This is a genomic window from Actibacterium sp. EMB200-NS6, assembly GCF_001305615.1.
Taxonomy (GTDB): domain Bacteria; phylum Pseudomonadota; class Alphaproteobacteria; order Rhodobacterales; family Rhodobacteraceae; genus Actibacterium_A; species Actibacterium_A naphthalenivorans.
The window spans coordinates 2,299,834-2,325,933 of record NZ_CP010869.1 but is presented as its reverse complement, the minus strand read 5'-3'; the positions used below and the strand labels follow the sequence as shown (position 1 = coordinate 2,325,933).

Below are 26,100 nucleotides of genomic sequence, written 5' to 3'. Positions count from 1 at the left end.
CCCTGTTCAGCGCCGCACGTCCCAGGCGTAGCTTTGCGCCCTGCCGGAGGTATCCGTGCGCTGCATGTGGATCGTCGGTTCGGTGTCCGGCCGGTTGACGATGAAAGACATCCGCACGGTTTCGAAGCCGCGTTCATCGTGGAAGGCGATCAGGCGGATGTAGGACTGGCCGTGCGCCTTGCGGCAGTCGTCCAGCTCCATCATCACGCCCTTGGCGTCGCGCAGGTCGAACATGGGGTTGCCCCACATCTCCCAGTAGGTGTTCCGGGGATGGGGGTCATCGGTATATTCGATGCCGATGGCCCAGCCCTTTTCGAGGCAATAGTCCACCTGCGCGGTGATCTGGGTGTCGTCGAGATCGGGCAGGAAAGAGAAGCAGCCCTGGGTGATACGCATGTGTTTTCTCCTTACATTGCCGGGGTTTCGGTCGGCACGAAATCCGACGTGTCGGTCGAGGTGTAGTTGAAGGTGATGTTGCCCCAGGTATCGAGCGCGGCCTCAAGCGGTTTGCACCACCTGGCGGCGGCGCGCAGGATTTCGGGGCCTTCGTTGCGGATGTCGCGGCCTTCGTTGCGGGCGAGCACCATGGATTCCAGCGCCACGCGGTTGGCGGTGGCGCCCGCCTGAATGCCCATCGGATGGCCGATGGTGCCGCCGCCGAACTGCAGCACAACGTCATCGCCGAAGAGATCCAGAAGCTGGTGCATCTGTCCGGCGTGGATGCCGCCGGAGGCGACCGGCATCACTTTCTTGATGTCGGCCCAGTCCTGTTCGAAGAACAGCCCGCGGGGCAGGTCGATCTCGTTACGGGTTTCGCGGCAGACGTTGTAATAGCCCTGCACGGTCAGCGGGTCGCCCTCGAGCTTGCCCACGGCGGTGCCGGTGTGCAGGTGATCGACGCCCGCCAGGCGCAGCCATTTGGCGATCACGCGAAAGCTGATGCCGTGGTTTTTCTGGCGGGTGTAGGTGCCGTGGCCTGCCCGGTGCATGTGCAGGATCATATCGTTGTCGCGGCACCATTTGCTGATCGACTGGATCGCGGTCCAGCCGATGATCAGGTCAACCATCACGATGACGCTGCCGAGCTGTTTGGCGAACGCGGCGCGGGCGTACATTTCTTCCATCGTGCCGGCGGTGATGTTCAGGTAGTGGCCCTTGACCTCTCCGGTTTCGGCGGTGGCCTTGTTTACGGCCTCCATGCAGTAGAGGAACCGGTCGCGCCAGTGCATGAAGGGCTGCGAGTTGATGTTCTCGTCATCCTTCATGAAGTCGAGGCCGCCTTTCAGCCCCTCATAGACCACGCGGCCGTAGTTCTTGCCCGACAGGCCCAGCTTGGGCTTGGTGGTGGCGCCCAGCAGCGGCTTGCCGAACTTGTCGAGCCTTTCACGCTCGACCACGATGCCGGTGGGCGGACCGGCGAAGGTTTTGCAATAGGCGACGGGGAAGCGCATGTCTTCCAGCCGCGCGGCCTTCAGCGGTTTGAAGCTGAACACATTGCCGATGATCGAGGCCGTGAGGTTGGCGATGGAGCCTTCCTCGAACAGGATCAGGTCATAGGCCACGTAGCAGAAATACTGGCCCGGATTGTTGGGCACCTGTTCCACCTTGTAGGCCTTGGCGCGGTACTGGTCGCAGGCGGTCAGCCGGTCCGTCCAGACCACGGTCCAGGTGGCGGTGGAGCTTTCGCCCGCCACCGCCGCGGCGGCCTCGATCGGATCCACGCCGTCCTGCGGGGTGATGCGGAACAGCGCCAGCACGTCGGTATCCTTGGGTTCATAATCGCCGTCCCAATAGCCCATCTGGGCGTATTTCAGAACGCCGGCCTTGTAGCGCTCCTTGCCCTTGATTTCCTTGGGGGTGGTTTGCTTGTTCATGACACGTCCTCCTTGAGCGGTCAGGCGGCTGCCGCGGCAGCGGTTTTCGGGTCGAGCGCGCCGGCGGTATAGCGGGCGGCCATGTCGTCCATCGGGATCACCCTGATCCTGCCGGCATGGCCGGCGGTGCCGAACCGTTCGAACCGGTCGGCGACCAGGGTTTCCATCTCTTTCATCGCGGGGATCAGGAACTTGCGCGGGTCGAATTCCTGTGGATTGCCGGTGGCGACCTTGCGGAACTGGCCGGTCATCGCCATCCGGCAGTCGGTGTCGATGTTCACCTTGCGCACGCCCATGCGGATGCCGCGCTCGATTTCCTCGACGGGCACGCCATAGGTTTGCGGCATCTCGCCGCCGTTGGCGTTGATCAGATCCTGCAACGCCTGCGGCACCGAAGACGAGCCGTGCATCACAAGATGGGTGTCTGGCAGTTTGCGGTGGATCGCCTCGATCGTCGACATCGCAAGGATGTCGCCAGTCGGCTTGCGGGTGAACTTGTAGGCGCCGTGGCTGGTGCCGCAGGCGATGGCCAGCGCATCGCATTTGGTTTTCAGCACAAAATCGACGGCCTGATCGGGATCGGTCAGAAGCTGATCGTGGGTCAGCTTGCCAACCGCGCCAGACCCGTCTTCCGCGCCCGCTTCGCCGGTTTCAAGGCTGCCCAGAACGCCCAGCTCTCCCTCGACCGATGCGCCAACCCAATGGGCGGCTTCGGTCACGCGGCGGGTGATATCGACGTTGTAATCGTAGGAGGCCGGGGTTTTCATGTCGGCCTCCAGGCTGCCGTCCATCATCACGCTGGTGAAGCCATGGCGGATGGCGGTCAGGCAGGTGGCTTCGTTATTGCCGTGGTCCTGATGCAGGCAGATGGGAATATCGGGGTACATTTCCGACAGCGCCTGCACCATGTGGCGCAGCATGATGTCGCCCGCGTAGGAGCGCGCGCCGCGGCTGGCCTGCAGGATCACCGGCGCCTCCACGGCCCTGGCCGCGTTCATGATCGCCAGCCCCTGTTCCATGTTGTTGATGTTGAAGGCGGGCACGCCATAGCCGTGCTCGGCCGCGTGATCGAGAAGTTGCCTCAGGGTTATCAATGCCATTGTTATCCTCCGTCAGGCGGCTTGATCGGCGCGGTCCAGCGCCGCGATACCGGGGAGGACACGCCCCTCCAGCCATTCCAGAAAGGCCCCACCGGCGGTGGAGACATAGGTGAAATCATCGGCCACACCGGCCGTGTTCAGCGCCGCCACGGTGTCGCCCCCGCCGGCGACGGACACGCACAGCCCGGCGCGGGTCAGCTCGGCCGCGGTTTCGGCCAGCGCCATGGTCGAATGATCGAAGGGCGGGATTTCGAAGGCGCCCAGCGGGCCGTTCCACAGGATGGTCTGCGCCCCGGCCAGCACCCCCTGAAAGTTGCGCAGCGCGGCGCTGCCCGCGTCGAGGATCATGGCGTCTTCGGGGCATTCGTTCCAGACGACGATCTTCTTGCGCGCGCCTTCCCTGAACTCTTTCGCGACAACCACGTCTTCGGGCAAAAAGATTTCGCATTTGGCAGCTTTCGCCAGCAGCAGGATTTCCTTCACCGTCTCAACCTGATCGGCCTCATGCAGGGATTTCCCCATCGGCGCGCCCTTGGCGAACAGGAAGGTGTTGGCCATGCCGCCACCCACGATCACCGCGTCCAGCTTTTGCACCAGATGTTTCAGTACCGCGATCTTGCTGGAAACTTTTGCCCCGCCGACAATCGCGACAGAGGGGCGGTTTGAGGCCTCAAGGGCGGCCGTCAACGCCTCCATCTCCTCAATCATCAACGGGCCGGCGGTGGCGGGCAAAAGCTCTGCGATGGCCGCGGTAGAGGCATGGGCGCGATGGGCACAGGAAAACGCGTCATTAACGTAGATGTCGCCAAGGGCTGCGAATTTTCGCGCCAGGCCGGGGTCGTTCATCTCTTCGCCGCGTTCGAACCGCACGTTTTCACACAGCAGCACTTCGCCGTCCTTCAGGGCGGCAGCGGCGTTTTCCGCCACTGGCCCCGCGCAGGTTTCACCAAAGGTCACCGGGCATCCAAGGGCATCTGCCAATGTGCTTTCGATTTGATGCAGGCAAAACGCCGGGTTCAACTCGCCCTTCGGGCGGCCAAGGTGGCTAAGGATGACCAGCCGCGCACCTTGGGCGAGCAGGGGTTTCATCCCTTGGGCAAAGCGGGTGATGCGGGTGGCATCGGCGACCTTGCCATCGGCCAGCGGAACATTCAGATCCGCCCGTACGACAAGCCGCTTGCCCGCCACATTGATGTCAGTGATCGGGGTAATCGCCATCAGATCAGCGCCCCCATCGCCACGGCGGTATCGGCCATGCGGTTCGAAAAGCCCCATTCGTTGTCGTACCAAGACAGGATGCGGACCATGTTGCCGTCCATCACCTTGGTCTGATCCATGTGGAAGACCGAGGAATGCGGATCGTGGTTGAAATCGATCGAAACATTGGCCTCGTCCGTAAAGCCAAGGACGCCGGTCAGTGGCCCGTTGGCGGCGGTGCGGATGGCGGCGTTCACCTCGTCCACCGTGGTCTCGCGCGCGGCCTCGAAGGTCAGATCCACCACCGACACGTTCGGGGTGGGCACCCGGATCGCGACACCGTCCAGCTTGCCGTTCAGCTCGGGCAGCACCAGGCCCACGGCCTTGGCGGCACCCGTCGAGGTGGGGATCATGCTCATCGCGGCGGCGCGGGCGCGGTAGAGATCCTTGTGCATCGTGTCCAGCGTCGGCTGATCGCCGGTATAGCTGTGGATCGTGGTCATGAACCCGCGCTTGATGCCGATGGCGTCGTTCAGCACCTTGGCCACGGGCGCCAGGCAGTTGGTGGTGCAGGAGGCGTTGGAGACCACGGTATCGGCGGCGCCGAGCGTGCCATGATTGACGCCGTAGACGATGGTCTTGTCGGCGTCCGCGCCGGGGGCCGAGATCAGCACGCGGCTCGATCCGTTCTCCAGATGCAGCGCGGCTTTTTCGCGGGCGGTGAACAGGCCGGTGCATTCCAGCGCCACGTCGATGCCGGCCCAGGGCAGCGCCTTGGGATCGCGGATCGCGGTCACCTCGATCGGGCCACGGCCCACGTCGATGGTGTTGCCGGCCACCGTGACCTCGCCGGGAAAGCGGCCATGCACGCTGTCGAAGCGCAGCAGATGGGCGTTGGTTTCCACCGGCCCCAGATCGTTGATCGCCACCACCTCGATATCGGTGCGGCCCGATTCCACGATCCCGCGCAGCACATTGCGCCCGATGCGGCCGAAACCGTTGATTGCAACTTTGATGGTCATGTCCATCCCTTCTTCAGATCAGGTTCCTGGCGGCCGCCGCGACGGCCTCGGCGGTGATGCCGAAATGTTGGTAGAGCGCGGCAATCGGGGCCGAGGCGCCGAAGCCTTGCATGCCCACGAAGGCGCTGTTGTCGCCCAGCAGCTTGTCCCAGCCCTGTTCCACCGCGGCCTCCACCCCCACGCGGGGCGCGGTGCCAAGAACGGCGGCGCGGTAGCCGGCATCCTGCGCGGCGAAAAGTTCGAAACAGGGGGCCGAGACGACGGCGGCGCGGATACCCCCGGCGGCCAGCAGATCGGCGGCCTTCATCGCGATTTCCACCTCCGATCCGGTGGCGATCAGGGTCACGTCGCGGGTGCCGTCGGCTTCGCGCAGCAGGTAGGCGCCGCGCGCCACCCTGTTTTCGCTGCTGTGCGTTGTGCGCAGGGTCGGCAGCCCCTGACGCGATAGGGCCAGCACGCTGGGGGTGCCGGCCGATGTGGCCGCAAGCGCCCAGGCTTCGGCGGTTTCGACCGCGTCGCAGGGGCGGAACAGGTTGAGGTTGGGCATGGCGCGCAGAGAGGCCAGATGCTCCACCGGTTGATGGGTAGGGCCGTCTTCGCCCAGCCCGATGCTGTCATGGGTCATGACATAGGTGACAGGCACCCCCATCAGTGCCGACAGCCGGATCGCCGGGCGGCAGTAATCGGTGAACACCAGGAACGTGCCGCCATAGGCAACGAACCCGCCGTGCAGCGCGACGCCGTTCATCGCGGCGGCCATGCCATGTTCGCGGATGCCGTAGTGGATGTAGTCGCCGCCGTAGCTGTCGCGGCTGACCGGGGTCATGCCCTTGGTGCGGGTCAGGTTCGAGCCGGTCAGGTCGGCCGAGCCACCGATCATGTTGGGCAGGGTGGCATTGACCACCTCCAGCGCCATCTCGCTGGCCTTGCGGGTGGCCAGCCTGGGCGCCTCCGCCGAAAGGCGGGCCTTGTACTCGGAGATCGCATCGCCCAGCCGCGCGGCATCGGGGGCCGCCAGCGCGCCGGTGAAGGCACCGGCGCGGGGCGAGGCCGCCAGCCGCTCCTCCCAGGCCAGCCGCACGGCGTGGCCACGCTTTGCGACGGCGCGCCAGGCGGTGGCGGCCTCTTCGGGGATCTCGAACGGCGGGCTGGTCCAGCCGAGCGCCTTGCGGGCGGCGGCGATCTCTGCCTCGCCCAGCGGGGCGCCATGGGTGGCGGATGTGCCCTGCTTGTTCGGCGCGCCGAAGCCGATGATGGTGCGGCAGGCGATCAGGCTGGGGCGCGGATCCTCGCGCGCCGCCTCGATCGCATCGGCGATCTCGACCGTGTTGTGGCCGTCGATCGACAGCACCTGCCACCCCGAGGCGGCGAAGCGTGCCTTCTGATCGGTCGAGGTGGACAGGGTGGTGGACCCGTCGATGGTGATCTTGTTGTCGTCCCACAGCACGATCAGCCGGCCCAGGCCCCAGTGGCCGGCCAAGTCGGCGGCTTCCTGGCTGATGCCTTCCATCAGGCACCCGTCGCCGGCGATGACATAGGTGAAGTGATCCACCAGATCGCCGCCGAACCGCGCATTCTGCATCCGTTCGGCCAGCGCCATGCCGACGGCGGTGGCGATGCCCTGGCCCAGCGGGCCGGTGGTGACCTCGATGCCGTCGGCATGGCCGTATTCGGGGTGGCCCGCGGTGCGCGATCCCATCTGGCGAAAGGCGCGGATCTGATCCATGCCCATATCCGCATAGCCCAGCATGTGGTTGATCGCGTAGATCAGCATCGAACCATGCCCGGCCGACAGAACAAACCGATCACGGTCGGCCCATCTGGGCGCGCTTGGGTCGATGGCCATGAAGCGGTTGAACAGCACGGCGGCGACATCGGCCATGCCCATCGGCATGCCGGGGTGGCCGGAGTTGGCGGCCTGAACCGCATCCATCGTCAGGGCGCGGATGGCATTGGCCATGATCGCCTCATGGGCGGTTGAAACACGCATCTGGTTCATCTCGGCTCCTCCTCAGGCGCGGCGGGATTCATGGACAAGGCGCTCGATCATCGGGGTGAAGATGAGCTGCATCGCCAGATCCATCTTGCCGCCCGGAATGACGATGGAATTGGCCCGGCTCATCCAGCTGTCGTGGATCATCGAGGTCAGATAGGAAAAATCGATGCCGCGCGGATTGGCGAAGCGGATCACCACCAGGCTTTCGTCGGGCGTGGGGATCCAGCGGGCGATGAACGGGTTCGAGGTATCGACCACCGGCACGCGCTGGAAATTCACATCCGTTTGGGTGAACTGCGGCGTGATGCAATGCACATAGGCATGCATCCGGCGCAGGATCACATCGGTCACCGCCTCGGTGGTGTAGCCGCGCTTTTCCTTGTCGCGGTGGATCTTCTGGATCCACTCCAGATTCACCACCGGCACCACGCCCACCTTCAGATCGGCGTGTTTGGCCAGGTTGACCTGCGCATTCACCACCGCGCCATGCAGGCCTTCGTAGAACAGCAGGTCGCTGCCATCCTCGAACGCGGCCCAGCCGGTGAACTCGCCCGGCGGCACGCCCCAGCGCGCGGCCTCGTCATCGTCATGCACATAGTGGCGGGTCTTGCCGCTGCCGCTGGCGCCATAGTCGCGGAACACCCGCTCCAGCTCCGAAAGCTCGTTGGCCTCGTAGGAGAAATGGCTGAACGTCGGGTCGCCCTCGGCATAGCGGCGATCCAGCTCGGCCTTCATCTCGGCGCGGTTGTAGCGGTGAAAGGCGTCGCCCTCGATCGACACGGCCTTGATACCCTCGCGGCGGAAGATCTGATCGAACGTATGCTTGACGGTCGAGGTGCCGGCGCCGGACGAGCCGGTGACCGAAATGATCGGATGTTTCTTGCTCATCGGTTCTTTCCTCAGACGCGGAACAGGCCGCGGGCGCCGAACAGGGCAGAGACCTCCTGTTCGGGCAGATCGAAATAGGCAGCGACACGGGCGACTTTTTCGGGCGAGCCGAACACGAACGGGGTGCGGGCATGCAGGGTTTCGGCGGTCTTGCCCATGATCCGGTCATGCCCGTCGGTGGCGCCGCCGCCGGCCTGCTCCATCACAAAGGCGATGGGGGCGCATTCATAGACCATGCGCAGGCGGCCCATCGCATAGCCTTCGCGGGCATCGCCCGGATAGAGAAACACCCCGCCACGGGTCAGGATGCGGTGGGTTTCGGCCACCAGAGACGCCACCCAGCGCATGTTGAAATTCTGCGCGCGCGGGCCTTCCTCGCCAGCGATGCAATCGTCGATATAGGCGCGTATCGGCTGCGGCCAGTGGCGATAGTTCGAGGCGTTGATCGCGAACTCGCGCGAGGTGTCGGGCACGCGCACCGCCGGGTTGATCAGCAGCCACTCGCGGCTGTCGGGGTCCAGCAGGTATTCCTGCGTGCCGTCGCCGAAGGTGACCACCAGCATCGTCTGCGGTCCATAGATGATATAGCCGCCCGCGATCTGCTCGGTCGCCGGGCGCAGCACGCTTTCATCGGCGCCGTCCTTGGCCTCGAACACCGAAAAGATGGTGCCGATCGACACGTTCACATCGATGTTCGATGATCCGTCGAGCGGGTCGATGGCCAGCGCGTAGCGGCCGGCGGGATCAAGCTCGATCACCTCGTCCTGCTCTTCGGAGGCGTACCAGCGCACCGAGGCGAGTTTCAGCCGCGCGGCAAAGGCGGCATCGGCCATGATGTCCAGCGCCTTTTGTCCGTCGCCGCCCAGATTGGTGCCGACCTCTTGCCCCAGCGCGCCGCCCAGCGGACCCCGCTGAATGGTGCGCGCCAGTTCCGCGCCGACCTCGGCCAGCGCCACGATAAGCGGCCGGAGCGCAGTGGGGACATGCTCCGATTTTCCAATCGGAATCACAGTCTGCATAATTTCCTCCCGAATCTGGCACCGGAGTGCGCAACAATCTTGCTATCCCAGACTCATTCAGATTATAGAATTTAATAAGCTGTAATTCGCATTAAGGAAAATCTAATGACCAAGCCCGAAGCGGTTACTTTCAAGCAGTTACGTGCGCTGGGGGCCGTGGCGGCCTGCGGCTCGATAACGCAGGCGGCCGAGGCGCTGGGCCTGACCCCGCCGGCGGTGCATACCCAGCTGCGCCTGCTGGAGGAGAATTTCGCCAGCAAACTGCTGCACCGCAGCGCCAGCGGCGGGGCGCAGCTCACCCGTCAGGGCCAGACCGTGCTGTCGGCCGCGCAGGTGATCGAGGCCACGCTGGCCTCCTGCGCCGGGCATGTGCGCGCCCTCAACAGCGGGATGGAAGGGCTGGTGGTGCTGGGCATCGTGTCCACCGGCAAATATTTTGCGCCGGCGCTGGTGGCGCGGCTGCAGGCGGTCTATCCGAAAATCGAGGTGCAGATGAAGGTCGGCAACCGCGACAGCGTTGTCGCATGGCTGCAGAACGGTTCCATCGACATGGCGATCATGGGCCGCCCGCCGCGCAGCCCCGCCGTGTCCTCCCTGCCGCTGGGCCCGCACCCGCACGTGCTGATCGCGCCGCCCGACCACCCGCTGGCAGGGCCGGGGATGGTCCCGCCCGACGCGCTGATGAACGAAACCTTTCTGGCGCGCGAGGAAGGTTCGGGCACGCGTATCCTGATGGTGCGGTATCTGGATCGCGTGGGGCAGGGCACGACCTACAAGATCGTCGAGATCGGCACCAACGAGACCATCAAGCAGGCGGTCATCGCGGGGCTCGGCATCGCGCTGATCTCGCGCCACACGGTCACCGAGGAGCTGCGCGCCGGGCGCCTTGTCGAACTGAACATCGAAGGGCTGCCCATCGTGCGGCAATGGTTCCTGCTGCACCGTTCGGATGTCGAGCTGAGCGCGGCCAGCCAGCGGGTGCAACGCTTCATCGCCGATCAGAACGGCGCGTTCCTTCCGGTCTGAGCGCGAATTGTCCCGTGGCGACCCTTGACCTTCCAGTAACTGGAAGCACTATCTTCGGCAGGACCTGAAAAGGAGCCCGGCCATGAGCGCCATGCAAACCACCCGTTTCCGCATCGAAGGACTGAACTGCGCCTCTTGCGTGCGCCGCGCCGAAACCGCGCTGGCCGCCGTGCCGGAGGTGGAGCAGGCATCGGTGAACCTCGCCTCGGAAACCGCCGAAGTGTCCTATACCGGCCCACTGGATACCGTGCTGGAGGCCGTGAAGAACGCGGGCTTCGGCGTGGATACGCAAGAGGCGGTATTCAATGTCAGCGGCGCCAGCTGCGCGTCCTGCGTGGGCCGCATCGAAAAGGCGGCGCTGGCCGAGCCGGGGGTTCTGGGCGCCTCAATGAACCTGGCCTCGGGGCAGCTTCGGGTGCAGATGGCGGGGGGCGATGCCGCCGCCGTTGCCGCCGCCGTTTCCGCGGCGGGCTATGAGGCCGTGCCCGAACAGGCCGGCGACGCCCCCGCCGAAGACCGGCAGGAGGCCGAGGCGCAGGCCCTGCGCCGCGATCTTCTGATCGCCGCCGGGCTGACCCTGCCGGTGGTGATCCTCGCCATGGGCGGCCACCTGTTCCCGGCGTTTCATGCCTTCATCGGACAGACCATCGGCCACACGGCCGCGAATGTGATCCAGTTCGCCCTGACCACGCTGGTCCTGGCCTGGCCCGGCCAGCGGTTCTTCCGCAAGGGCGTGCCGCTGCTGCTGCGCCGCGCGCCCGACATGAATTCGCTGGTGGTGCTGGGCACCTCGGCCGCCTGGGCCTATTCCACCCTGGCCACCTTCGCGCCCTCCGTGCTGCCCGAGGGCACGCGCAATGTCTATTTCGAGGCGGCGGCGGTGATCGTCACGCTGATCCTGCTGGGCCGGATGCTCGAGGCACGGGCCAAGGGCCGCACCGGCTCCGCCATCCGCGCGCTGATGGGGCTGCGCCCCGACACCGCGCGCGTGATCGGCGCGAACGGCCCCGAAGAGCGCCCGATAGAGGCGATCCGCGTGGGCGACCTGATCCAGTTGCGGCCCGGCGAGCGGGTGGCGACCGATGGCGAGGTGACCGAGGGGCAGTCCTTCGTTGACGAGGCGATGATCACCGGCGAGCCGCTGCCGGTTGAAAAAGGCCCCGGCGACCCGCTGACCGGTGGCACGATCAACGGGCAGGGCGCGCTGACCTTCCGCGCCACGCGCGTGGGGCGTGATACGGTGCTGGCCCGGATCATCGCGATGGTGCAACAGGCCCAGGGCGCGAAACTGCCGATCCAGGGGATGGTCGACCGGATCACCGCCTGGTTCGTGCCGGCGGTTCTGGCCGCGGCGCTGCTGACCGTTCTGGCATGGCTGGTGTTCGGCCCGCAGCCCGCGCTGGCGCTGGCGCTGGTGTCGGGCGTTTCGGTGCTGATCATCGCCTGCCCCTGCGCCATGGGCCTGGCGACGCCGACGTCGATCATGGTCGGGACCGGGCGCGCGGCGGAACTCGGCGTGCTGTTCCGGCGCGGCGACGCGCTGCAGGCGTTGCAATCCGTGCGCGTGATCGCCTTCGACAAGACAGGCACGCTGACCGAAGGCTGCCCCGCGCTGACCTCGATCACCGTGGCCGAGGGGGTCGAACGGGCGGATGTGCTGGCCCGGGTCGCCGCGGCCGAGGCGTTTTCCGAACATCCCATCGCACGGGCCATCGTGGCAGAGGCGGGGCCCGAGGCCGCCCCGCCCGCAGAAGGGTTTCAGGCGCTGCCGGGCTTCGGCCTGCGCGCGACAGTGGGCGGGGCCGCGGTGCTGGTCGGCGCCGAACGGCTGATGGCGCGGGAAGGCATCGCGCTGGGGGCGCTGTCGGCGAAGGGCGCGGAACTGGCCCGGACGGGCGCGACCCCGGTCTACGCGGCGATCGACGGGCGCGCGGCGGCGGTGATCGGCGTGTCGGACCCGGTGAAACCCTCGGCCAGGGCCGCCATCGCCGCGCTGCACGCGCGCGGGGTGAAAACCGCGATGATCACGGGCGACGCGCAGGCCACGGCCAATGCCATCGCCGCCGATCTGGGCATCGACCATGTGGTGGCCGAGGTTCTGCCCGAAGGCAAGGTCGCCGCTGTCGAAGAGCTGATGGCGCATGGCCGCCTGGCCTTCGTGGGCGATGGCATCAACGACGCGCCGGCGCTGGCCCGCGCCGACATCGGCATCGCCATCGGCACCGGAACCGATGTGGCGATCGAGGCGGCGGATGTGGTGCTGATGTCGGGCGATGTGGCGGGCGTGGTCAACGCGCTGGAAATCAGCCGCCGCACCATGGGCAACATCCGGCAGAACCTGTTCTGGGCCTTCGGCTACAACGTGCTGCTGATCCCGGTCGCGGCGGGGGTGCTGGCCATCTTCGGCGGGCCGCTGTTGTCACCGATTCTGGCGGCCGCGGCCATGGCGCTGTCTTCGGTCTTCGTGGTGTCGAACGCGCTGCGGCTGCGGTTCGTCAGGGGCGCGGCATGAATATCAGCCAGGCCGCCACCCGGGCGGGCCTTCCGGCAAAGACCATCCGCTATTACGAAGAGATCGGGCTGATCACCCCCGGCAGGGGCGCCAACGGGTATCGCGATTTTTCACAGACGGATGTGCACAATCTGCGCTTCCTTGCCCGCGCCCGGTCGCTCGGGTTCACGATCGAGGAATGCCGCGCGCTTCTGACGCTCTATGCCGACAAGGGCCGGGCCAGCGGCGATGTCAAACGCATCGCGCAGAAACATCTGGAGCAGATCGACAGCAAGATCGCGGAGCTTCGGTCGATGCGCGCCACACTGTCCGACCTGATTTCCGCCTGTGCGGGTGATCACCGCCCGGATTGCCCGATCCTGACAGGGTTGGCGGGAGAAAGCCGCTGACCCTTTCATCTTTCGGGAAATATCCCCGCCGGAGGCAAGAATGTTTCTGTCCGGACCTTGGTTTTCTTGCCTCCGGCGGGGATATTTCGGGAAAGATGAAGGCGCTTCGTCAGAACAGCAGAAGCCATGCCCCCAGCAGAATGGGAAGCGGCAGAGAGGCCGCGCTGCGGAACAACAGGAAGCGGCGGCCCATGAAGGGAAGTTCATAGGCGATCGAACGGTTCAGGTTCATCACCGACCATGATGTGACATAGGCGATCAGCGGCGCCCAGCCCGCGCCCGCCTTCAGTGCGGCCGCGCCGATCGCGAAGGCCACGAAGGGGCCGCCCGGTGTCGCGGCGCCGAACAGCGTGGCCAGCAGCACACCCGCGAGGCCCGAGTTTGCTCCGAAATAGCGATCGATCTGATCCACCGGCAGAAGTTCCGCCAGGAAGCCCGCACCGATCAAGCCTATGAAGATGCGGGGGACCATGAACAGGAAGGTGGATTTGCCGCGGGCATAGACCGCGGGCAGGCTTTCGGGTGCCTGTGTCTTCAGGCGGCGCAGCATCAAAAGCGCCAGCGCCCAGAGCAGGATGGTTCCGATCAGGATGTTCATCGTGCTGCACCGTTGATGTAGCGCCGGACGGCCCATCCGATCAGCACCGGCGCGGGCAGCGACAGGGCCACGCGCAGGGCGACGAATTCCGGCGGCAGGAAGGACAGCTCCCAGATCAGCGTGCGGTTCAGCCCCACCAGCACCCAGCCCGACACCAGCGCGACCCCCGCGCCCAGATCGGCGCCGGCGGACATCAGGCCGAGGGTCAGCGGGTAGGTCACGCTGGGCCCGCCGGGGATCACCACACCGGCGAGCGTGGCGATCATCAGCCCGCGCAGCCCGCTTTCGGGGCCGATCAGCGCCTGGATACGGCGCTGCGACATCAGCAGGGGCAGGCAGGAGGCGATGAGGATGCCAGCCAGGATTTTCGGCAGCAGCATCACGGCGAAGCCGGTTTCGATCAGAAGGATCTCCCGGAACTTGTCGCCGCCTTTCAGCCACCAAACCCCGGCGCCGCCGGCAACGGCGAGGGCGGTGATGAAGATCAGGCTGCCGTCGATGAGTTTGCGCGGCGTGCTGGAGCCGGGAGAGGGCGGATCGGGTTGCATGGCTGCGGGTTTCGCATGGGGCGAGCGCCCGCGCAATGGGCTGGCGTCAGAGGGTGCCATTGCGGCAGGCCGAAATGAAATCGTCGATCCCGAGCGCGCGGATATCGGGCAGGGCATTCGCAAATCGATCCCGGGGCCAATCCCACCAGGCGATGTCCAGCAGCGCCTCGGCCTGGGCCTCGGAAAACCGGCGGCGGATGGGGCGGGCGGGCACGCCGCCGGTGATGGTATAGGGCGCCACGTCGCGCGTGACCACCGCGCCCGCCCCGACCACGGCGCCGGTGCCGATGGTCACGCCCGCAGTCACCGTCACCCCGTGACCGAGCCACACGTCATGGCCCAGCGTCACCCAGTCGTCGCGGCGCCAGGCGAAGAAACCGTGATCGTCCTCGCCCAGCCCGTAGGCCTGCGACCGGTAGACCGAATGGTGCTGGCAGGCGCGCCAGGTGGGGTGGTTGCCGGGGTTGAGCCGGGTCTGGTTGGCGATCGAGCAGAACTTGCCGATCGTGCTCCAGACCACGTGGCAATCCTGGGTGATGTAGGAGTAATCGCCCATCTCGGCCTGTTTCATCACGGTGCCGCGGCCGACCTCTGTCCAGGCGCCGAGGGTGCACTCGGTCACGTGCGCCCCGGGGTGGATCGTGGGGGCCTCTGTGAGCGGTGCTTTGGTGCCTGCGCCGCTCACCGCGCGCCTTCCCATTTGCCGATGAACCGGGCGCGGAGCAGGCCCGATGCCCAGTCGATGGCATAGACCATCAGGATGATCAGGAAGATGATCGACCAGGCTTCGTCCCATCTGTAGGCGGCGATGCGGTCGGACAGCAGAAACCCGATGCCGCCGGCGCCGACGATGCCCAGAATGGTGCCGGAGCGGACGTTGGATTCGAAATTGTAGAGCACGATCGACAGGATCACCGGCATCACCTGTGGCATCACGCCAAAGCGCACCGATTGCACCCGCGATCCGCCCGAGGCGACGACGCCCTCGACCGGTTTTCTGGACGTGTTCTCGATTGCTTCGGAAAAGAGCTTGGCGAAGGTGCCGATTTCGCTGACCGCGATGGCCAGAACGCCGGGCAGGGGCCCCAGGCCGAAGGCGCGGATGAAGATCAGCGCCAGGATCAGCACCTCGAAGGCGCGGATGATGTCATAGCCGCGCCGGGTGCCAAGGCGCAGGGCGTTCATCCGGTTGATGTTCTTGGCCCCCAGAAACGACAGCGGAAAGGCGATGACCGCGCCCAGCAGCGTGCCGAGAAAGGCCATCGACAGGGTTTCGCCCAGCCCCTTTAGGATTTCCGAGAACGCCTCCCAGCTTTTCCAGACATGCGGCGGGAACATGAAGCTGATCACCCGGCCCAGACGGCCAAGCCCTGTCCAGATCCGTTCGGGTGAAAAATCGAAAGCGTAGAAGCACCAGCCGAACAGGCCGATGAAAAGCGCCCAGAGCGCATAGCGGCGGATGCGCACCGGCAGCGGCGCCTGAAAGGCCAGCGGCAATTCGGCCCGGGCGGCGGCGATCTGAGCAGCGGTTACGGTCATGCGGACTGTCCCATGTCGATGATGCGGTGGCGCAGCTTTTCCGAGCCATAGTCGATGGCGATCACGGTCAGGAAGATGATCAGGAACAGCGCCGAAAGATCGGTGTATTCCTGCAGGCTCATCGCCTCGCGGAATTCCTGGCCCAGCCCGCCGGCGCCGACATAGCCGATGATCGAGGATGAACGCACGTTGATCTCGAACCGCAGCAATGTGTAGCTGATGATGTTGGGCAGCACCTGCGGCACCGCGCCATAGCGGATCTGGTCGAACCATGATCCGCCGGCGGCCTTGACGCCTTCCAGCGGGCGCATGTCGATGTTTTCGTTGACCTCGGAGTAGAGCTTGCCAAGCGCGCCGGTCGCGTGCACCGCGATCGCCAGCACACCGGCCAGGGGGCCGACCGAAAAGCAGAAGACGAAGATCAGCGCCCAGACCAGATCGGGCACGGTGCGCGCGATCTCCAGATAGCGCCGCGAGAACCACAGCACCCATGTGTTGGGCGCCAGGTTGCGCGCGGCGGGAAAAGACAGCGCAAAGCCGCCGATCACGCCCAGCGACGTGGCCATGAAGGCGATCAGCACGGTTTCCACCAGCAGCCGCAGCCAGATCTTCCAGCGCCAGAACCATTCGCCGAAATCGGCCCAGAAACTGTCGAGCCGCAGGGTGGGGATGGTCTTGGCGACATATTCGCCCAGGCGCGGGATGCCGGCCGGAACGATCCAGCGGTCGGCGCGGGTGCCGTCGGGCAGGGTCACCTGTGTGACCTTGAAGAAATCGCTCAGCTGCGCCGAGAGCAGGAAGGCGGCGAAGAACAGCATCGATCCCACGGCCCAGCCGATGCGGGCACGGCGGCGCTGAAGCGCGAAGTCGCGGTCGAAGGCCGCGATGGGCGGCAGGGTGTCGGCGGTGAGTGTCATGTGAAAAAGAGGCGGGCGGCCCGGTTCCGGGCCGCCCGTCTGTCCTTGAGCGTTACGAGGAACGGCGCTGTTTCTTCAGCCAGTCGCGCATGTCGACGATCCACTGATAGCGCTCGTGATCGACGCGGACCCAGCCCTTCTGGGTAGAGGACTCCCCACCCGTCATCTCGACAAAGGCGTTGTGATCTTTTTCCGGCACCGTTTCGACGGCGGCGGTCATCGCCTCGACCAGATCGTCGGGCAGGTTGGTGCGCGCGGCCAGCGGGCCCGAGGTGATTTCCGGCGATTTCCAGATCGGGCAGGCGACGCCTTCGTCGATCATCCCCTTGGACACCATGCGCGCGATCACGCCCGAGGTTTCGTTGGTCATGTAGGTCGAGGCGCTGTCGAACGTGCCGTTGACGACACCCTGAACACCGGCTTCGTGCGAGCCGGAGAAGGGGATCGCCTTGAAATGCTCTTTCGGCTCATAGCCCTGCTTGGCCATGTTGAAATAGGGCACGGCATAGCCAGAGGTGCTGTCGGGGTCGGCGAAGGCGTGAACCTTGCCCTTCAGATCGTCCAGCGAGGTCAGGCCGCTGTCGCAGCGGGTGACGACGATGGAGTAATAGCCGGTGGAGCCATCTTTCTGCTGACGGGTCAGCAGCGGCTTCACGCCGCCATTGGTTTCGGTATAGGCGGCGGCATAGGACGACGAACCGAAGAAGGCGAATTCGATCTGATCGGCGGCCATGGCCTGGATCACGCCGTCATAGGAGCCGGCGGTGAAGATTTCCACGTCCACGCCCAGTTCTTTCTCGAGGTATTTCTCGAACGGGGTGTAGCGCTGGATCCGGTCTTTCTCGTTCTCGCCAGACAGGATGCCGAACTTGATGACCTTGTAATCGTCCTTCCAGCCCTCGGCGAGTGCGGGCAGGGCGACCAGGGTGGCCAGGGCGGTGGTGAGCAGAAGACGCATGGGGGTACTCCCTGTTTTGCGGTTTGGTGGTCAGGCCGTCACATGCGGCCGTGCGGCGGTAGAGGTGACGGCCTCGTTGAATTCCATCAGCCCTTCGGTGCCGTAGATGTCGCGCACCACACCGTCGGTCAGCTGCGCGGCGGTGCCGTCGAACATAACCCGGCCCGCGCGCATGGCGATGATCCGGTCGCAATAGGCGCGCGCGGTGTCCAGCGTGTGCAGGTTGACCAGAACGGTCAGCCCGTCTTCGCTGTTGATCGCGGCCAGCGCGTCCATCACCTTGGTGGCATTGGCGGGGTCGAGGCTGGCGATGGGTTCGTCGGCCAGCATGATCCGGGGCTGTTGTACCAGCGCCTTGGCGATGGCCACGCGCTGCTGCTGGCCGCCTGAAAGCGTTCCGGCGCGTTGCAGCGCCTGCGGCACCAGATCAAGCCGGTCCAGCGCCTGAATCGCCATCGTGCGTTCGACGTCGGAGAAATTCATGGTCATCGACGACAGGAACCCGTGATGCGCCAGCCGCCCGATCAGCACGTTGGTCAGCACATCCAGCCGGTCGACGAGGTTGAACTGCTGAAAGATCATCGCGCAATCGGCGCGCCACTGGCGCAGGGCTCGGCCCCGGAGCGCGGTGATCTCCTGCCCGCCGAAGCTGACGGAGCCGTCCGAGGGGTCGATCAGCCGGTTGAGCAGGCGCAGCAGGGTGGATTTGCCCGCGCCCGAACGGCCGATGACGCCGACGAACTGGCCCGGTTCGATCTCGAGGCTGACGTTGTGCACGGCGTTGGTGTCGCCGAAGGTTTTGGTCAGACCCGAAAGAGTGAGTGCGTGTTGTGACATGGCGCAAACCATCGGACCGGCAAGTAACCGGCGCCTGTCGCTGCGGTGAAATTTGCAAAACGCTGATATGACGCGGGCGTGACGGCCGCAGGTGTGACATGACGGTTTTCAAAAGCTTAGCCGCAGATGCCCGTTTTCCGGGCGGGCGGAAATCTCATCGCGCCGCCCCTGCGCGCCTGTTCCGGCGCGGCCGCCGGACTCTGCCGCGGGCATCGGATTCTGCACCGGACGGGCGGGTGAAAACGCCTGCACCCCTTGGGCGGATGGATGAGCTTTGTTCAATAACCTGCTGTGGAATATTGATTTTATCAAAGTTACAGCCCCGAAAAATGCCATGACGCGGCGGGCGGCGTCATATTTTCGTCGCCCGAACGTGATCCACCCATCATAAAACCGAGAACCTGCCGTTACGCGCGGCCACTAGCCTCCAACGCGCTTGTCCCTAGCCATCTGGAGTGCTCTCATGCGCCTGAAACACCTTGTCCTGGGCACCGCCCTGGCCGCCTTTTCCGCCTTCTCCGCCGCCGCCGAAACCTGGAAGCTCGCCGTCACCGACGTCGAGGGGCTGGAGCGTCTGCAAACCGAATGGGGCCCGTTCAAGGCCGCGCTCGAGCAGGCCACCGGCGAAAGCTTTGAATTCTTCGCCGTGAACTCGCGCACCGCCGCCGCCGAGGCGCTGCGCAACAAGTCGGTCGATTTCGTCATCACCGGCCCGGCCGAATACATCGTCATCAACAAGTTGACAGACGCCACGCCGCTGATCGGCCTTGGCCGCCCGGATTATCACTGCGCCATCGTGGTGCGCGCCGACAGCGGCATCAACGTGCCCGCCGATCTCAAGGGCAAGAAGGTTGCCTTCGGCGACATCGGCTCGACCTCGAACATGCTGTGCCCGATGCAGCTGATGGCCGATTACGGCGTCGATCCGGTGAAGGACATCGACAAGATCCACACCTCGCGCAACATCGCCCATGAGGCGCTGAAGGCCGGCGACGTGGCCGCCATCGGCACCAACGCCAATTCCTGGATGGGTGTGCGCGCCAAGGAAACAGAGCTGCCCTACGGCTTCTTCAAGATCATCGCGCGTTCGGGCGATCTGCCCAATGACATGATCGTCGTGGCCGCCCATGTGCCCGCCGAGGCGGCCGAAAAGGTGAAGACCGGCATCCTGGACCACAAGACGGCCGTGATCGCCGGCATCACCGCCCATGAAGAGAACGACAAGTATATCGGCATGGATCTGGTGGCGATCAACGATGCCGCCTATGACAAGGTGCGCGCGATGTACCGGAATGCGGGCTATCCGCAGTTCGACAACTTCATCGGCGAATAGGCGCATGCCGCTTGATCGGAAGATCGGGGTTTCGGCCCCGGTCCTCAGCCATGATCTGGCTGTGGCGGGGCTGACCAAGGCCTACGGCCCCGCCGCGCCGGTGTTTACCGACGTTTCCTTTTCCGTCGCGCGGGGCGAGGCGGTGGCGCTGGTGGGGGCCAACGGCACCGGCAAGTCGACGCTGCTGCGCTGTGCCCTTGGCCTGATCGCGCCGACGCGGGGCACGGTGGATATTCTGGGCACCCGCATCGGCCCCGGCGCCACCGCGCAGATGCGCGGGCTGCGGGCGCAGACCGGGCTGGTGGCGCAGAAACACAATCTGGTGCCGCGCCTGTCGGTGCTGTCCAACGTCATTCACGGGCTGCTGGGGCAGGGCGCCGGGCCGCGCTACTGGACCCACATGCTGGCCCCGGCCGAGGCGCGCGACGCGGCAATGGCCGCGCTGGAAAAAGTGTCGATGGCCGATTTCGCCCACCGCCGCGCCGACCGTCTGTCGGGCGGACAGTCGCAGCGGGTGGCGATCGCGCGCGCGCTGGTCGGCCGGCCGCGCCTGCTGATCGCCGATGAACCGACCGCATCGCTTGATCCGGCGGCGGGCGAAGAGGTGATGGCCCTGTTCTTCAGCCTTGTGCGCCGCGAGGGCGTGACCGTCATCTTCATCTCGCACAACATGAGCCATGCGCTCAGCTATGGCGACAGGGTGCTGGGGCTGGCGCGCGGGCAGCTGCGGCTGAACGCCCCGGCGCGGGATCTGAAAATCGCCGATCTTCGGGGGCTATATGACTGACCGGACCATTCCCGCCCGTTTCGAACGCCCCTCGGCGCTGGCCTTCCTGGGCTATGGCGCGGCGGTGCTGTTGATCCTGTGGTCCTTTCAGGGGGCGGGCTGGTCGGCCGACAGGCTGATGCGCTCGCCCCCCGCGCTGGCCGATTTCATGTCGCGCAGCTGGCCGCCCTCGACCCATAACCTGGGCCGGCTGAGCCTGAAGATGGTCGAAACCCTGCAGATCGCGCTGGCGGGCGCGGTGCTGGGGGTGCTGCTTTCGGTGCCGGTGGCGATGCTGGCGGCGCGCGGGCTGATCGCGGGGCCGGTGGTCAACAGCGTGGTGCGCATCGTGCTGGGCTTTTTCCGCGCGGTGCCCGACATTGCCTGGGCGCTGGTGTTCGTGGTGGCGGTGGGGCTTGGCCCATTTGCCGGGATGCTGGCCATCGTGGTGGATACGCTGGGGTTTTGCGGCCGGTTCTTCGCCGATGACATGGAAGGCGTCGACAAGGGCCCGGCCGAGGCGCTGACCGCCACCGGCGCGCGCCGCATCGACATCGCCGCCTGCGCCGTCATCCCCGCCGCCATGCCCGCCTTCATCTCGACCTCGCTCTATGCGCTGGAAAAGGCCGTGCGCTCCTCCACCATCCTCGGGCTGGTGGGCGCGGGCGGCATCGGCATCGAACTGAAGGTGGGGTTCGATCTGTTCGACTATCCCACCGCGCTGACCGTGATCCTGATGATCGCGGTGGTGGTGATCGGGGTGGAGCAACTGGGCGTTCTGGCCCGCAGGAAAATCATAGGTGTGGAAAGATGACGACCGATACCGCGTACCAACACTGGAACGACGAATGGGCCAAGGCCGATGGCACCTCGAAATGGGAGCAGGCCGAGCCGGAAGTGCTGAGCTTTGCCGCGACCCTGCCCGCGGGCGCGCGGGTGCTGGATCTTGGCGCCGGGGTCGGGCGGCATGCGCTGGCCTATGCCCGGGCGGGGCTGAACGTGGCTGCGCTGGACGCCGCGCCGGACGGGATTTCCGCGATCACCGCCGCCGCCGCGCGCGAAGGGCTGACCATCGACGCCCGTCTGGGAATGATGACCGAACTGCCCTTCGCCGACGGATCGTTCGACCATGTCCTGTCGTGGAACGTGATCTATCACGGCGACGAGGGCGTGCTGAAGACCGCTATCGCCGAAATCGCACGGGTGCTGCGGCCGGGCGGCACGTTTCAGGGCACCATGCTGTCGAAGCGCCGGGTGCCGCTGGAGCTGGCCAAGGCGCCGGGGCGCGAGATTTCGCGCAACACCTGGGTGTTCGAGGGCGGCGGCGACAAGGCGCATCCGCACTATTTCTGCACCGGGCGCGAACTGGCGGAGCTGTTCGGCGCCTTCGAGTTCTGGCGGCTGGAGGACCGGGAGCATGACACGCCCGGCTCTTTCCACTGGCACCTGCTGATGGAACGGCTGTGATGGCAATTCAGATAGAGGGCGCCCGGGCGATCCTGCCCGGCGGGGTCGAGCGTGTGTCTGTCCGGGTCGAGGGCGGGCGCGTCACCGGGCTCGACACCCCCGCCGACGGCGCGCGGGTGATCGACGCGCGCGGGCTGGTGCTGGCGCCCGCGCTGGTCGATGTGCATGGCGACGCGTTCGAACGGCAGGTGATGCCGCGCCCCAACGTGTTCTTCCCGACAGAGGCCGCGGTGCTGGAAACCGACCGGCATCTGGCGGTCAACGGCATCGCCACCGCCTATCACGCGCTGACCCTGAGCTGGGAGCCGGGGCTGCGGTCGGTCGGGCGCGGGGCGGAATTCATCGATGCGCTGGCCGCGCTGGCCCCGCGCCTGACCGTGGAAAACCGGGTGCAGCTTCGGTGGGAAACCTTCGCCTTCGAGGCGCTGGATCTGATCGAGCGGGCACTGGCCGGCCCGCTCCTGCCCTCTGTTGCGTTCAATGATCACACCTCGATGTCGATGCGTGCCTTCGACGTGCCGATCCAGCAGCGCCGGTTCGAACAGTCGCCGGATTACACCATCGCCGCGCTGGATGATGACCGGCTGCGCCAGCGCACCGCCGGCAATGCCAAGCGCGCCGGGCTGACGACGGATGAATATATCGCCCATCTCGGCCAGATCTGGGAGCGGCGCAGAGAGGTGGACGCCACCATCCGCCGCGTGGCCGGGGCCGGGCGCGGACGGGCGGCGCCGATGCTCAGCCATGACGACACGCAGGTGGAAACCCGCGCCTATTATCGCGACCTCGGCGCCCGGATCGCCGAATTCCCGATGACGGTCGAGGTGGCGCAGGCGGCGCGCGAGGGGGGCGACGCGATCATCTTCGGCGCGCCCAATGTGATGCGCGGCGGCTCGCATATCGGTTCGCCCTCGGCGGGGGAAATGGTGGAGCGCGGGCTGTGCGATATTCTGGCTTCGGATTACTTCTATCCTGCGATGCTGGCCGCCGTGGCCCGGATGCTCGCCGACGGGCGCGGTTCGCTGCACGATCTGTGGAAGACCGTGTCGTCCAACCCCGCCGCCGCGTCCGGCCTGACCGACCGGGGCGAGATCGCGCCGGGCAAACGCGCCGACCTGCTGCTGCTCGACTGGCCCGAGGGGCATCTGCCCGCGGTGCGGCTGACACTGTCGGGCGGGCGTGTGGCCTATGGCACCGAAGGGGTCACGCCATGAGGGAGAACGCCCAGCGGTTCGACGGGCTGGCCGAAGCCTATGATGTCTATCGCCCGGGCTATCCGCCGCAGCTTTTCGAGGCGCTGGCCGGAGAGATGCCCGAGGGTGTGCGCTGCGCCATCGACGTGGGCGCGGGCACCGGCATCTCCACCCGGCATCTGCTGGATGCGCTGGGGCCCAAATGGCTGATCATCGCGGTCGAACCGGGCGCCGACATGCGCCGGGTGCTGTCCCGCCGGTTTCGCGCCGTGCCGAACGTGCAGGTGCTGGACGCCAGCGGCGAGCATCTGTCGGTGCCCGACAAATCCGCCAGCCTGGTGGTCGCCTGCACCGCCTTTCACTGGTTCGACCGCGACCGCTTCTATGCCGAGGCCGCCCGCGTGCTGATCCCCGACGGGGTGATGGCCATTGTCCGCAACCGCCGCAAGCCCGATCCGCTGATCCGCAAGTTCGATGCGTTTCTGGCCCGGCACAATCACGAGATCGGCGATTTCGAACAGCGCGAGAAACGCAAGGAACCCTCGGTGCGGGAACTGGCGGCGCTGACCGCATTCAAATCCCCGAAATCCCGCACCGAAAACTGGCATAACCGGATGACCTGCCGCCAGTTGATCGACCTTTACCTCACCCGCTCGACCACCTCGACGGTGGTGCGCCAGAAGGGGCTGGGCTTCGTGATGGACGAGCTGCAGCAGATCTGCGCCGCCGAACGGGCGCAAGAGCCGTTCACGGTGGCCTGGGAGGCGACGATGAAATGGACCAAGAAGAAATGATGGCGCGCGCGGATTGGCTGGCGGTTCTGGCGCGCGCGCCGCAGGCGGCAATGGAGGCGGCGCTGAGCGGGGTGACAACCGGCCCCGTGGTCTGGATCCGTCCCGCCGGGATCGGCATGGTGATGCTCGAGGGGCGCGCCGGCGGCACCGGTCAGCGGTTTTCACTGGGTCAGGCCACGGTCACGCGCGCGACCTGCCGCGCGGGCGAGCAGATCGGCGTGGGCTATGTCCTGGGCCATTTCCCCCGCCGGGCAGAGCTGATGGCGCTGTGCGACGCGGCGCTGCAGGGGCCTTCGGGCGCGGCGCTGATGGCCCGGCTGATCACCCCGCAGCAGGCCGCGCAACGCGCCGCGCGCGACGATCGCGCCCGCGCCGCCGCCGCCACCAAGGTTGAATTCTTCACCATGGCCCGGCACGCCGGCGCAAGGAGCACGTGAATGGCCTATGTTCCCGTCAAGGGCGGCGAAGAGGCGATCCTCAATTCGCTCGGCATGGTCGCGGAAGAGCGGCGCGGCGATCCCGCCACCCCCGAACTGACCATCGCCCAGATCCGCCAGCAACAGGCTCGCGCGGTCGACCGGGTGATGGCCGAAGGCTCGCTCTACGATCCCGATCTGGCCGCGCTGGCCCTGAAACAGGCGCAGGGCGACGCCACCGAGGCCGCCTTCCTGCTGCGCGCCTATCGCACCACGCTGGAACAGTTCGCCACCGCGCCCCCGCTGGATACCGCGCGGATGGCGATCCGCCGTCGCATCTCGGCCACCTACAAGGATCTGCCGGGCGGGCAGGTGCTGGGCCCGTCCTATGACTACACCCACCGGATGCTCGATTTCGATCTGATGCAGGATGGCCCCCGCGCGCCAGCCGCCCGCGCCGGTACGCCCGTCGATGCCCATATGCCCCGCGTCCCCGATCTGGTGGCGAACGAAGGCTTCATGGAACCGGCGTTGCCCCCCGAGGGCGACCCCGCGCCGGGCGATCTGACGCGCCAGCCCCTGGGCTTTCCCGCCGGCCGCGACACCCGCCTGCAAAACCTCGCGCGCGGCGACGAGGGGTTCCTGCTGGGGCTGGCCTATTCCACCCAGCGCGGGTTCGGGTCGAACCACCCCTACGCGGGCGAGATACGGGCAGGCGAGGTGCCGGTCGAGGTGGTGCCGGAGGAACTTGGCTTTGTCATCGACATCGGCGAGGTCACGGTGACCGAAAGCCAGATGATCACCTCGATCAAGGGCGCCTCGGGCGAAAACCCCCGGTTCACGCGCGGATACGGGCTGGTCTTCGGCCATTCCGAACGCAAGGCGATGTCGATGGCGCTGATCGACCGCGCCCTGCGCGCCGATGAATTCGCCGAACCACGCAAATACCCCGCCCAGGACGAGGAGTTCGTTTTGTACCACAGCGACAACGTTGAAAGCTCGGGTTTCGTGCAGCACCTGAAACTGCCGCATTACGTCGATTTCCAGGCCGAACTTAAGATGCTGCGCGAGATGCGCGCCGAGCGGCAGGAGGCATCGCAATGAACGCCGTGATCTTCGATATCGGCAATGTCCTGATCCGCTGGCGCCCCGAGGCGGCGCTCGCCCCGCTGTTCGCATCACCCTCCGACCTCGAGGAGGCGTTGCAACGCGCGGGTTTTTCCGCCTGGAACCGCGAACAGGACCGTGGCCGAAGCTGGGAAGACGGGATAGCCGCCGCGGCCACACCGCAGGACGCGCGCCTTTTCCGCGCCTATTACGAAGGGCTTGCCGCCGCCCATGCCGAAACGATCCCCCAAACCGTCGCCCTGCTCGAACAGCTGGCGGAACGCGCCGTGCCGCTCTATGCGCTCACCAACGCCTCGGTGGAAACGGCCCGGATCGTGGCCCGCACCCACGGCTTCATGGCGCGGTTCAGGGATGTCTGCATCTCGGGTGCCGAGGCGGTGCTGAAACCGGATCCCGAAATCTACCGGCGCCTGCTTGCGCGCAACGCGCTGGATGCCGGCGATTGCCTGTTCGTCGATGACAGCGCGGCCAATGTCGCCGGGGCACAGGCGGTGGGGATGAAGGCGCATCACTACACCGGCGCGGACGGGCTTCGCGAGCGCCTGCAACACGAAGGCCTGCTGTGATCGTTCCCCCTTTCATC

Annotated in this window: 27 protein-coding genes; 12 read left to right on the top strand and 15 right to left on the bottom strand. The window is 66.3% G+C overall.

The genetic code is table 11. From position 1 onward, the window contains the following. Positions 1-6: 6 nt before the first annotated feature. From TQ29_RS11275 to TQ29_RS11240, 8 genes are read right to left on the bottom strand one after another with little or no spacing between them, the layout of a single operon-like run. The gene (locus tag TQ29_RS11275; RefSeq protein WP_037208660.1) at positions 7-396 is read right to left on the bottom strand and encodes a ribulose bisphosphate carboxylase small subunit; all 390 of its coding nucleotides are present in this window, start codon (positions 394-396) and stop codon (positions 7-9) included. Positions 397-407: 11 nt separating this feature from the next. Then, on the bottom strand, positions 408-1,874 hold the full coding sequence (locus TQ29_RS11270; RefSeq protein WP_054539234.1) for a form I ribulose bisphosphate carboxylase large subunit: 1,467 nt from the start codon (positions 1,872-1,874) through the stop codon (positions 408-410). 20 nt (positions 1,875-1,894) lie between these two features. After that, the gene (fba, locus tag TQ29_RS11265) at positions 1,895-2,974 is read right to left on the bottom strand and encodes a class II fructose-bisphosphate aldolase (RefSeq protein ID WP_054539233.1); all 1,080 of its coding nucleotides are present in this window, start codon (positions 2,972-2,974) and stop codon (positions 1,895-1,897) included. Between the two features lie 12 nt (positions 2,975-2,986). Beyond that, positions 2,987-4,192: a phosphoglycerate kinase gene (gene pgk / locus TQ29_RS11260; protein WP_054540413.1), complete on the bottom strand. Its 1,206-nt coding sequence runs from the start codon at positions 4,190-4,192 to the stop codon at positions 2,987-2,989. Beyond that, complete coding sequence (gene gap / locus TQ29_RS11255) at positions 4,192-5,193, bottom strand: type I glyceraldehyde-3-phosphate dehydrogenase (protein WP_054540412.1); 1,002 nt, start codon at positions 5,191-5,193, stop codon at positions 4,192-4,194. The genes pgk and gap overlap by 1 nt, the downstream gene beginning before the upstream one ends. 13 nt (positions 5,194-5,206) lie before the next feature. After that, positions 5,207-7,192, bottom strand: coding sequence for a transketolase (tkt, locus tag TQ29_RS11250; protein ID WP_054539232.1), 1,986 nt, complete (start codon positions 7,190-7,192; stop codon positions 5,207-5,209). Between the two features lie 12 nt (positions 7,193-7,204). Then, entirely contained in the window at positions 7,205-8,077 is an 873-nt protein-coding gene (locus TQ29_RS11245) for a phosphoribulokinase (protein WP_037211442.1), read from the bottom strand. Positions 8,078-8,088: 11 nt separating this feature from the next. Then, the gene (locus TQ29_RS11240) at positions 8,089-9,096 is read right to left on the bottom strand and encodes a class 1 fructose-bisphosphatase (protein ID WP_054539231.1); all 1,008 of its coding nucleotides are present in this window, start codon (positions 9,094-9,096) and stop codon (positions 8,089-8,091) included. A gap of 105 nt (positions 9,097-9,201) precedes the next feature. On the opposite strand from TQ29_RS11240, the gene cbbR reads away from it, so the two are divergent. From cbbR to cueR, 3 genes are all read left to right on the top strand, one after another. After that, positions 9,202-10,122, top strand: a complete 921-nt coding sequence (gene cbbR, locus TQ29_RS11235; protein ID WP_054539230.1) for a LysR family regulator CbbR — start codon at positions 9,202-9,204, stop codon at positions 10,120-10,122. 82 nt (positions 10,123-10,204) lie between these two features. Beyond that, positions 10,205-12,634 (top strand): heavy metal translocating P-type ATPase, encoded by a 2,430-nt coding sequence (locus TQ29_RS11230; protein WP_054539229.1) that lies wholly within the window; start codon positions 10,205-10,207, stop codon positions 12,632-12,634. Continuing rightward, positions 12,631-13,023, top strand: a complete 393-nt coding sequence (gene cueR / locus TQ29_RS11225) for a Cu(I)-responsive transcriptional regulator (protein ID WP_054539228.1) — start codon at positions 12,631-12,633, stop codon at positions 13,021-13,023. Before TQ29_RS11230 ends, cueR begins: the two co-directional genes overlap by 4 nt. Positions 13,024-13,132: 109 nt before the next feature. Here cueR and TQ29_RS11220 read toward each other — a convergent pair whose 3' ends face one another. From TQ29_RS11220 to phnC, 7 genes are read right to left on the bottom strand one after another with little or no spacing between them, the layout of a single operon-like run. Further along, positions 13,133-13,621: a hypothetical protein gene (locus TQ29_RS11220; RefSeq protein WP_054539227.1), complete on the bottom strand. Its 489-nt coding sequence runs from the start codon at positions 13,619-13,621 to the stop codon at positions 13,133-13,135. Beyond that, positions 13,618-14,169 (bottom strand): permease, encoded by a 552-nt coding sequence (locus tag TQ29_RS11215; RefSeq protein WP_054539226.1) that lies wholly within the window; start codon positions 14,167-14,169, stop codon positions 13,618-13,620. Before TQ29_RS11215 ends, TQ29_RS11220 begins: the two co-directional genes overlap by 4 nt. Positions 14,170-14,215: 46 nt before the next feature. After that, on the bottom strand, positions 14,216-14,869 hold the full coding sequence (locus tag TQ29_RS11210; RefSeq protein WP_054539225.1) for a chloramphenicol acetyltransferase: 654 nt from the start codon (positions 14,867-14,869) through the stop codon (positions 14,216-14,218). After that, complete coding sequence (gene phnE / locus TQ29_RS11205; protein WP_054539224.1) at positions 14,851-15,708, bottom strand: phosphonate ABC transporter, permease protein PhnE; 858 nt, start codon at positions 15,706-15,708, stop codon at positions 14,851-14,853. Before phnE (TQ29_RS11205) ends, TQ29_RS11210 begins: the two co-directional genes overlap by 19 nt. After that, the gene (phnE, locus tag TQ29_RS11200) at positions 15,705-16,625 is read right to left on the bottom strand and encodes a phosphonate ABC transporter, permease protein PhnE (RefSeq protein ID WP_054539223.1); all 921 of its coding nucleotides are present in this window, start codon (positions 16,623-16,625) and stop codon (positions 15,705-15,707) included. The genes phnE (TQ29_RS11205) and phnE (TQ29_RS11200) overlap by 4 nt, the downstream gene beginning before the upstream one ends. A gap of 52 nt (positions 16,626-16,677) precedes the next feature. Continuing rightward, positions 16,678-17,583: a phosphonate ABC transporter substrate-binding protein gene (gene phnD / locus TQ29_RS11195; protein WP_054539222.1), complete on the bottom strand. Its 906-nt coding sequence runs from the start codon at positions 17,581-17,583 to the stop codon at positions 16,678-16,680. A 30-nt stretch (positions 17,584-17,613) separates the two neighbouring features. Then, positions 17,614-18,420, bottom strand: a complete 807-nt coding sequence (gene phnC / locus TQ29_RS11190; RefSeq protein WP_054539221.1) for a phosphonate ABC transporter ATP-binding protein — start codon at positions 18,418-18,420, stop codon at positions 17,614-17,616. A gap of 463 nt (positions 18,421-18,883) precedes the next feature. Between phnC and TQ29_RS11185 the strand changes: the two genes are divergently transcribed. From TQ29_RS11185 to TQ29_RS11145, 9 genes are read left to right on the top strand one after another with little or no spacing between them, the layout of a single operon-like run. Continuing rightward, positions 18,884-19,753 (top strand): phosphate/phosphite/phosphonate ABC transporter substrate-binding protein, encoded by an 870-nt coding sequence (locus tag TQ29_RS11185; protein WP_054539220.1) that lies wholly within the window; start codon positions 18,884-18,886, stop codon positions 19,751-19,753. 4 nt (positions 19,754-19,757) lie between these two features. Continuing rightward, positions 19,758-20,540, top strand: coding sequence for a phosphonate ABC transporter ATP-binding protein (locus TQ29_RS11180; RefSeq protein ID WP_054539219.1), 783 nt, complete (start codon positions 19,758-19,760; stop codon positions 20,538-20,540). Further along, positions 20,533-21,333, top strand: a complete 801-nt coding sequence (phnE, locus tag TQ29_RS11175) for a phosphonate ABC transporter, permease protein PhnE (protein WP_054539218.1) — start codon at positions 20,533-20,535, stop codon at positions 21,331-21,333. Before TQ29_RS11180 ends, phnE (TQ29_RS11175) begins: the two co-directional genes overlap by 8 nt. Beyond that, complete coding sequence (locus TQ29_RS11170) at positions 21,330-21,986, top strand: class I SAM-dependent methyltransferase (RefSeq protein WP_054539217.1); 657 nt, start codon at positions 21,330-21,332, stop codon at positions 21,984-21,986. Before phnE (TQ29_RS11175) ends, TQ29_RS11170 begins: the two co-directional genes overlap by 4 nt. Beyond that, positions 21,986-23,200 (top strand): alpha-D-ribose 1-methylphosphonate 5-triphosphate diphosphatase, encoded by a 1,215-nt coding sequence (locus tag TQ29_RS11165; RefSeq protein WP_054539216.1) that lies wholly within the window; start codon positions 21,986-21,988, stop codon positions 23,198-23,200. The genes TQ29_RS11170 and TQ29_RS11165 overlap by 1 nt, the downstream gene beginning before the upstream one ends. Next, entirely contained in the window at positions 23,197-23,973 is a 777-nt protein-coding gene (locus tag TQ29_RS11160) for a class I SAM-dependent methyltransferase (protein ID WP_054539215.1), read from the top strand. Before TQ29_RS11165 ends, TQ29_RS11160 begins: the two co-directional genes overlap by 4 nt. Beyond that, positions 23,955-24,410, top strand: coding sequence for a phosphonate C-P lyase system protein PhnG (gene phnG / locus TQ29_RS11155; RefSeq protein ID WP_054539214.1), 456 nt, complete (start codon positions 23,955-23,957; stop codon positions 24,408-24,410). Before TQ29_RS11160 ends, phnG begins: the two co-directional genes overlap by 19 nt. Further along, on the top strand, positions 24,411-25,493 hold the full coding sequence (locus TQ29_RS11150) for a carbon-phosphorus lyase complex subunit PhnI (protein WP_054539213.1): 1,083 nt from the start codon (positions 24,411-24,413) through the stop codon (positions 25,491-25,493). Then, positions 25,490-26,083 carry an HAD family phosphatase gene (locus TQ29_RS11145; RefSeq protein WP_054539212.1) on the top strand — a complete coding sequence of 198 codons (594 nt, stop codon included), beginning with the start codon at positions 25,490-25,492 and terminating at the stop codon, positions 26,081-26,083. Before TQ29_RS11150 ends, TQ29_RS11145 begins: the two co-directional genes overlap by 4 nt. Positions 26,084-26,100 lie beyond the last annotated feature (17 nt).

Coding starts and splice junctions, on each gene's coding strand:
- TQ29_RS11275 (WP_037208660.1), bottom strand. CDS start 396: ATGCGTATCACCCAGGGCTGCTTCTCTTTCCTGCCCGATCTCGACGAC.
- TQ29_RS11270 (WP_054539234.1), bottom strand. CDS start 1,874: ATGAACAAGCAAACCACCCCCAAGGAAATCAAGGGCAAGGAGCGCTAC.
- fba (WP_054539233.1), bottom strand. CDS start 2,974: ATGGCATTGATAACCCTGAGGCAACTTCTCGATCACGCGGCCGAGCAC.
- pgk (WP_054540413.1), bottom strand. CDS start 4,192: ATGGCGATTACCCCGATCACTGACATCAATGTGGCGGGCAAGCGGCTT.
- gap (WP_054540412.1), bottom strand. CDS start 5,193: ATGACCATCAAAGTTGCAATCAACGGTTTCGGCCGCATCGGGCGCAAT.
- tkt (WP_054539232.1), bottom strand. CDS start 7,192: ATGAACCAGATGCGTGTTTCAACCGCCCATGAGGCGATCATGGCCAAT.
- TQ29_RS11245 (WP_037211442.1), bottom strand. CDS start 8,077: ATGAGCAAGAAACATCCGATCATTTCGGTCACCGGCTCGTCCGGCGCC.
- TQ29_RS11240 (WP_054539231.1), bottom strand. CDS start 9,096: ATGCAGACTGTGATTCCGATTGGAAAATCGGAGCATGTCCCCACTGCG.
- cbbR (WP_054539230.1), top strand. CDS start 9,202: ATGACCAAGCCCGAAGCGGTTACTTTCAAGCAGTTACGTGCGCTGGGG.
- TQ29_RS11230 (WP_054539229.1), top strand. CDS start 10,205: ATGAGCGCCATGCAAACCACCCGTTTCCGCATCGAAGGACTGAACTGC.
- cueR (WP_054539228.1), top strand. CDS start 12,631: ATGAATATCAGCCAGGCCGCCACCCGGGCGGGCCTTCCGGCAAAGACC.
- TQ29_RS11220 (WP_054539227.1), bottom strand. CDS start 13,621: ATGAACATCCTGATCGGAACCATCCTGCTCTGGGCGCTGGCGCTTTTG.
- TQ29_RS11215 (WP_054539226.1), bottom strand. CDS start 14,169: ATGCAACCCGATCCGCCCTCTCCCGGCTCCAGCACGCCGCGCAAACTC.
- TQ29_RS11210 (WP_054539225.1), bottom strand. CDS start 14,869: ATGGGAAGGCGCGCGGTGAGCGGCGCAGGCACCAAAGCACCGCTCACA.
- phnE (WP_054539224.1), bottom strand. CDS start 15,708: ATGACCGTAACCGCTGCTCAGATCGCCGCCGCCCGGGCCGAATTGCCG.
- phnE (WP_054539223.1), bottom strand. CDS start 16,625: ATGACACTCACCGCCGACACCCTGCCGCCCATCGCGGCCTTCGACCGC.
- phnD (WP_054539222.1), bottom strand. CDS start 17,583: ATGCGTCTTCTGCTCACCACCGCCCTGGCCACCCTGGTCGCCCTGCCC.
- phnC (WP_054539221.1), bottom strand. CDS start 18,420: ATGTCACAACACGCACTCACTCTTTCGGGTCTGACCAAAACCTTCGGC.
- TQ29_RS11185 (WP_054539220.1), top strand. CDS start 18,884: ATGCGCCTGAAACACCTTGTCCTGGGCACCGCCCTGGCCGCCTTTTCC.
- TQ29_RS11180 (WP_054539219.1), top strand. CDS start 19,758: ATGCCGCTTGATCGGAAGATCGGGGTTTCGGCCCCGGTCCTCAGCCAT.
- phnE (WP_054539218.1), top strand. CDS start 20,533: ATGACTGACCGGACCATTCCCGCCCGTTTCGAACGCCCCTCGGCGCTG.
- TQ29_RS11170 (WP_054539217.1), top strand. CDS start 21,330: ATGACGACCGATACCGCGTACCAACACTGGAACGACGAATGGGCCAAG.
- TQ29_RS11165 (WP_054539216.1), top strand. CDS start 21,986: ATGGCAATTCAGATAGAGGGCGCCCGGGCGATCCTGCCCGGCGGGGTC.
- TQ29_RS11160 (WP_054539215.1), top strand. CDS start 23,197: ATGAGGGAGAACGCCCAGCGGTTCGACGGGCTGGCCGAAGCCTATGAT.
- phnG (WP_054539214.1), top strand. CDS start 23,955: ATGGACCAAGAAGAAATGATGGCGCGCGCGGATTGGCTGGCGGTTCTG.
- TQ29_RS11150 (WP_054539213.1), top strand. CDS start 24,411: ATGGCCTATGTTCCCGTCAAGGGCGGCGAAGAGGCGATCCTCAATTCG.
- TQ29_RS11145 (WP_054539212.1), top strand. CDS start 25,490: ATGAACGCCGTGATCTTCGATATCGGCAATGTCCTGATCCGCTGGCGC.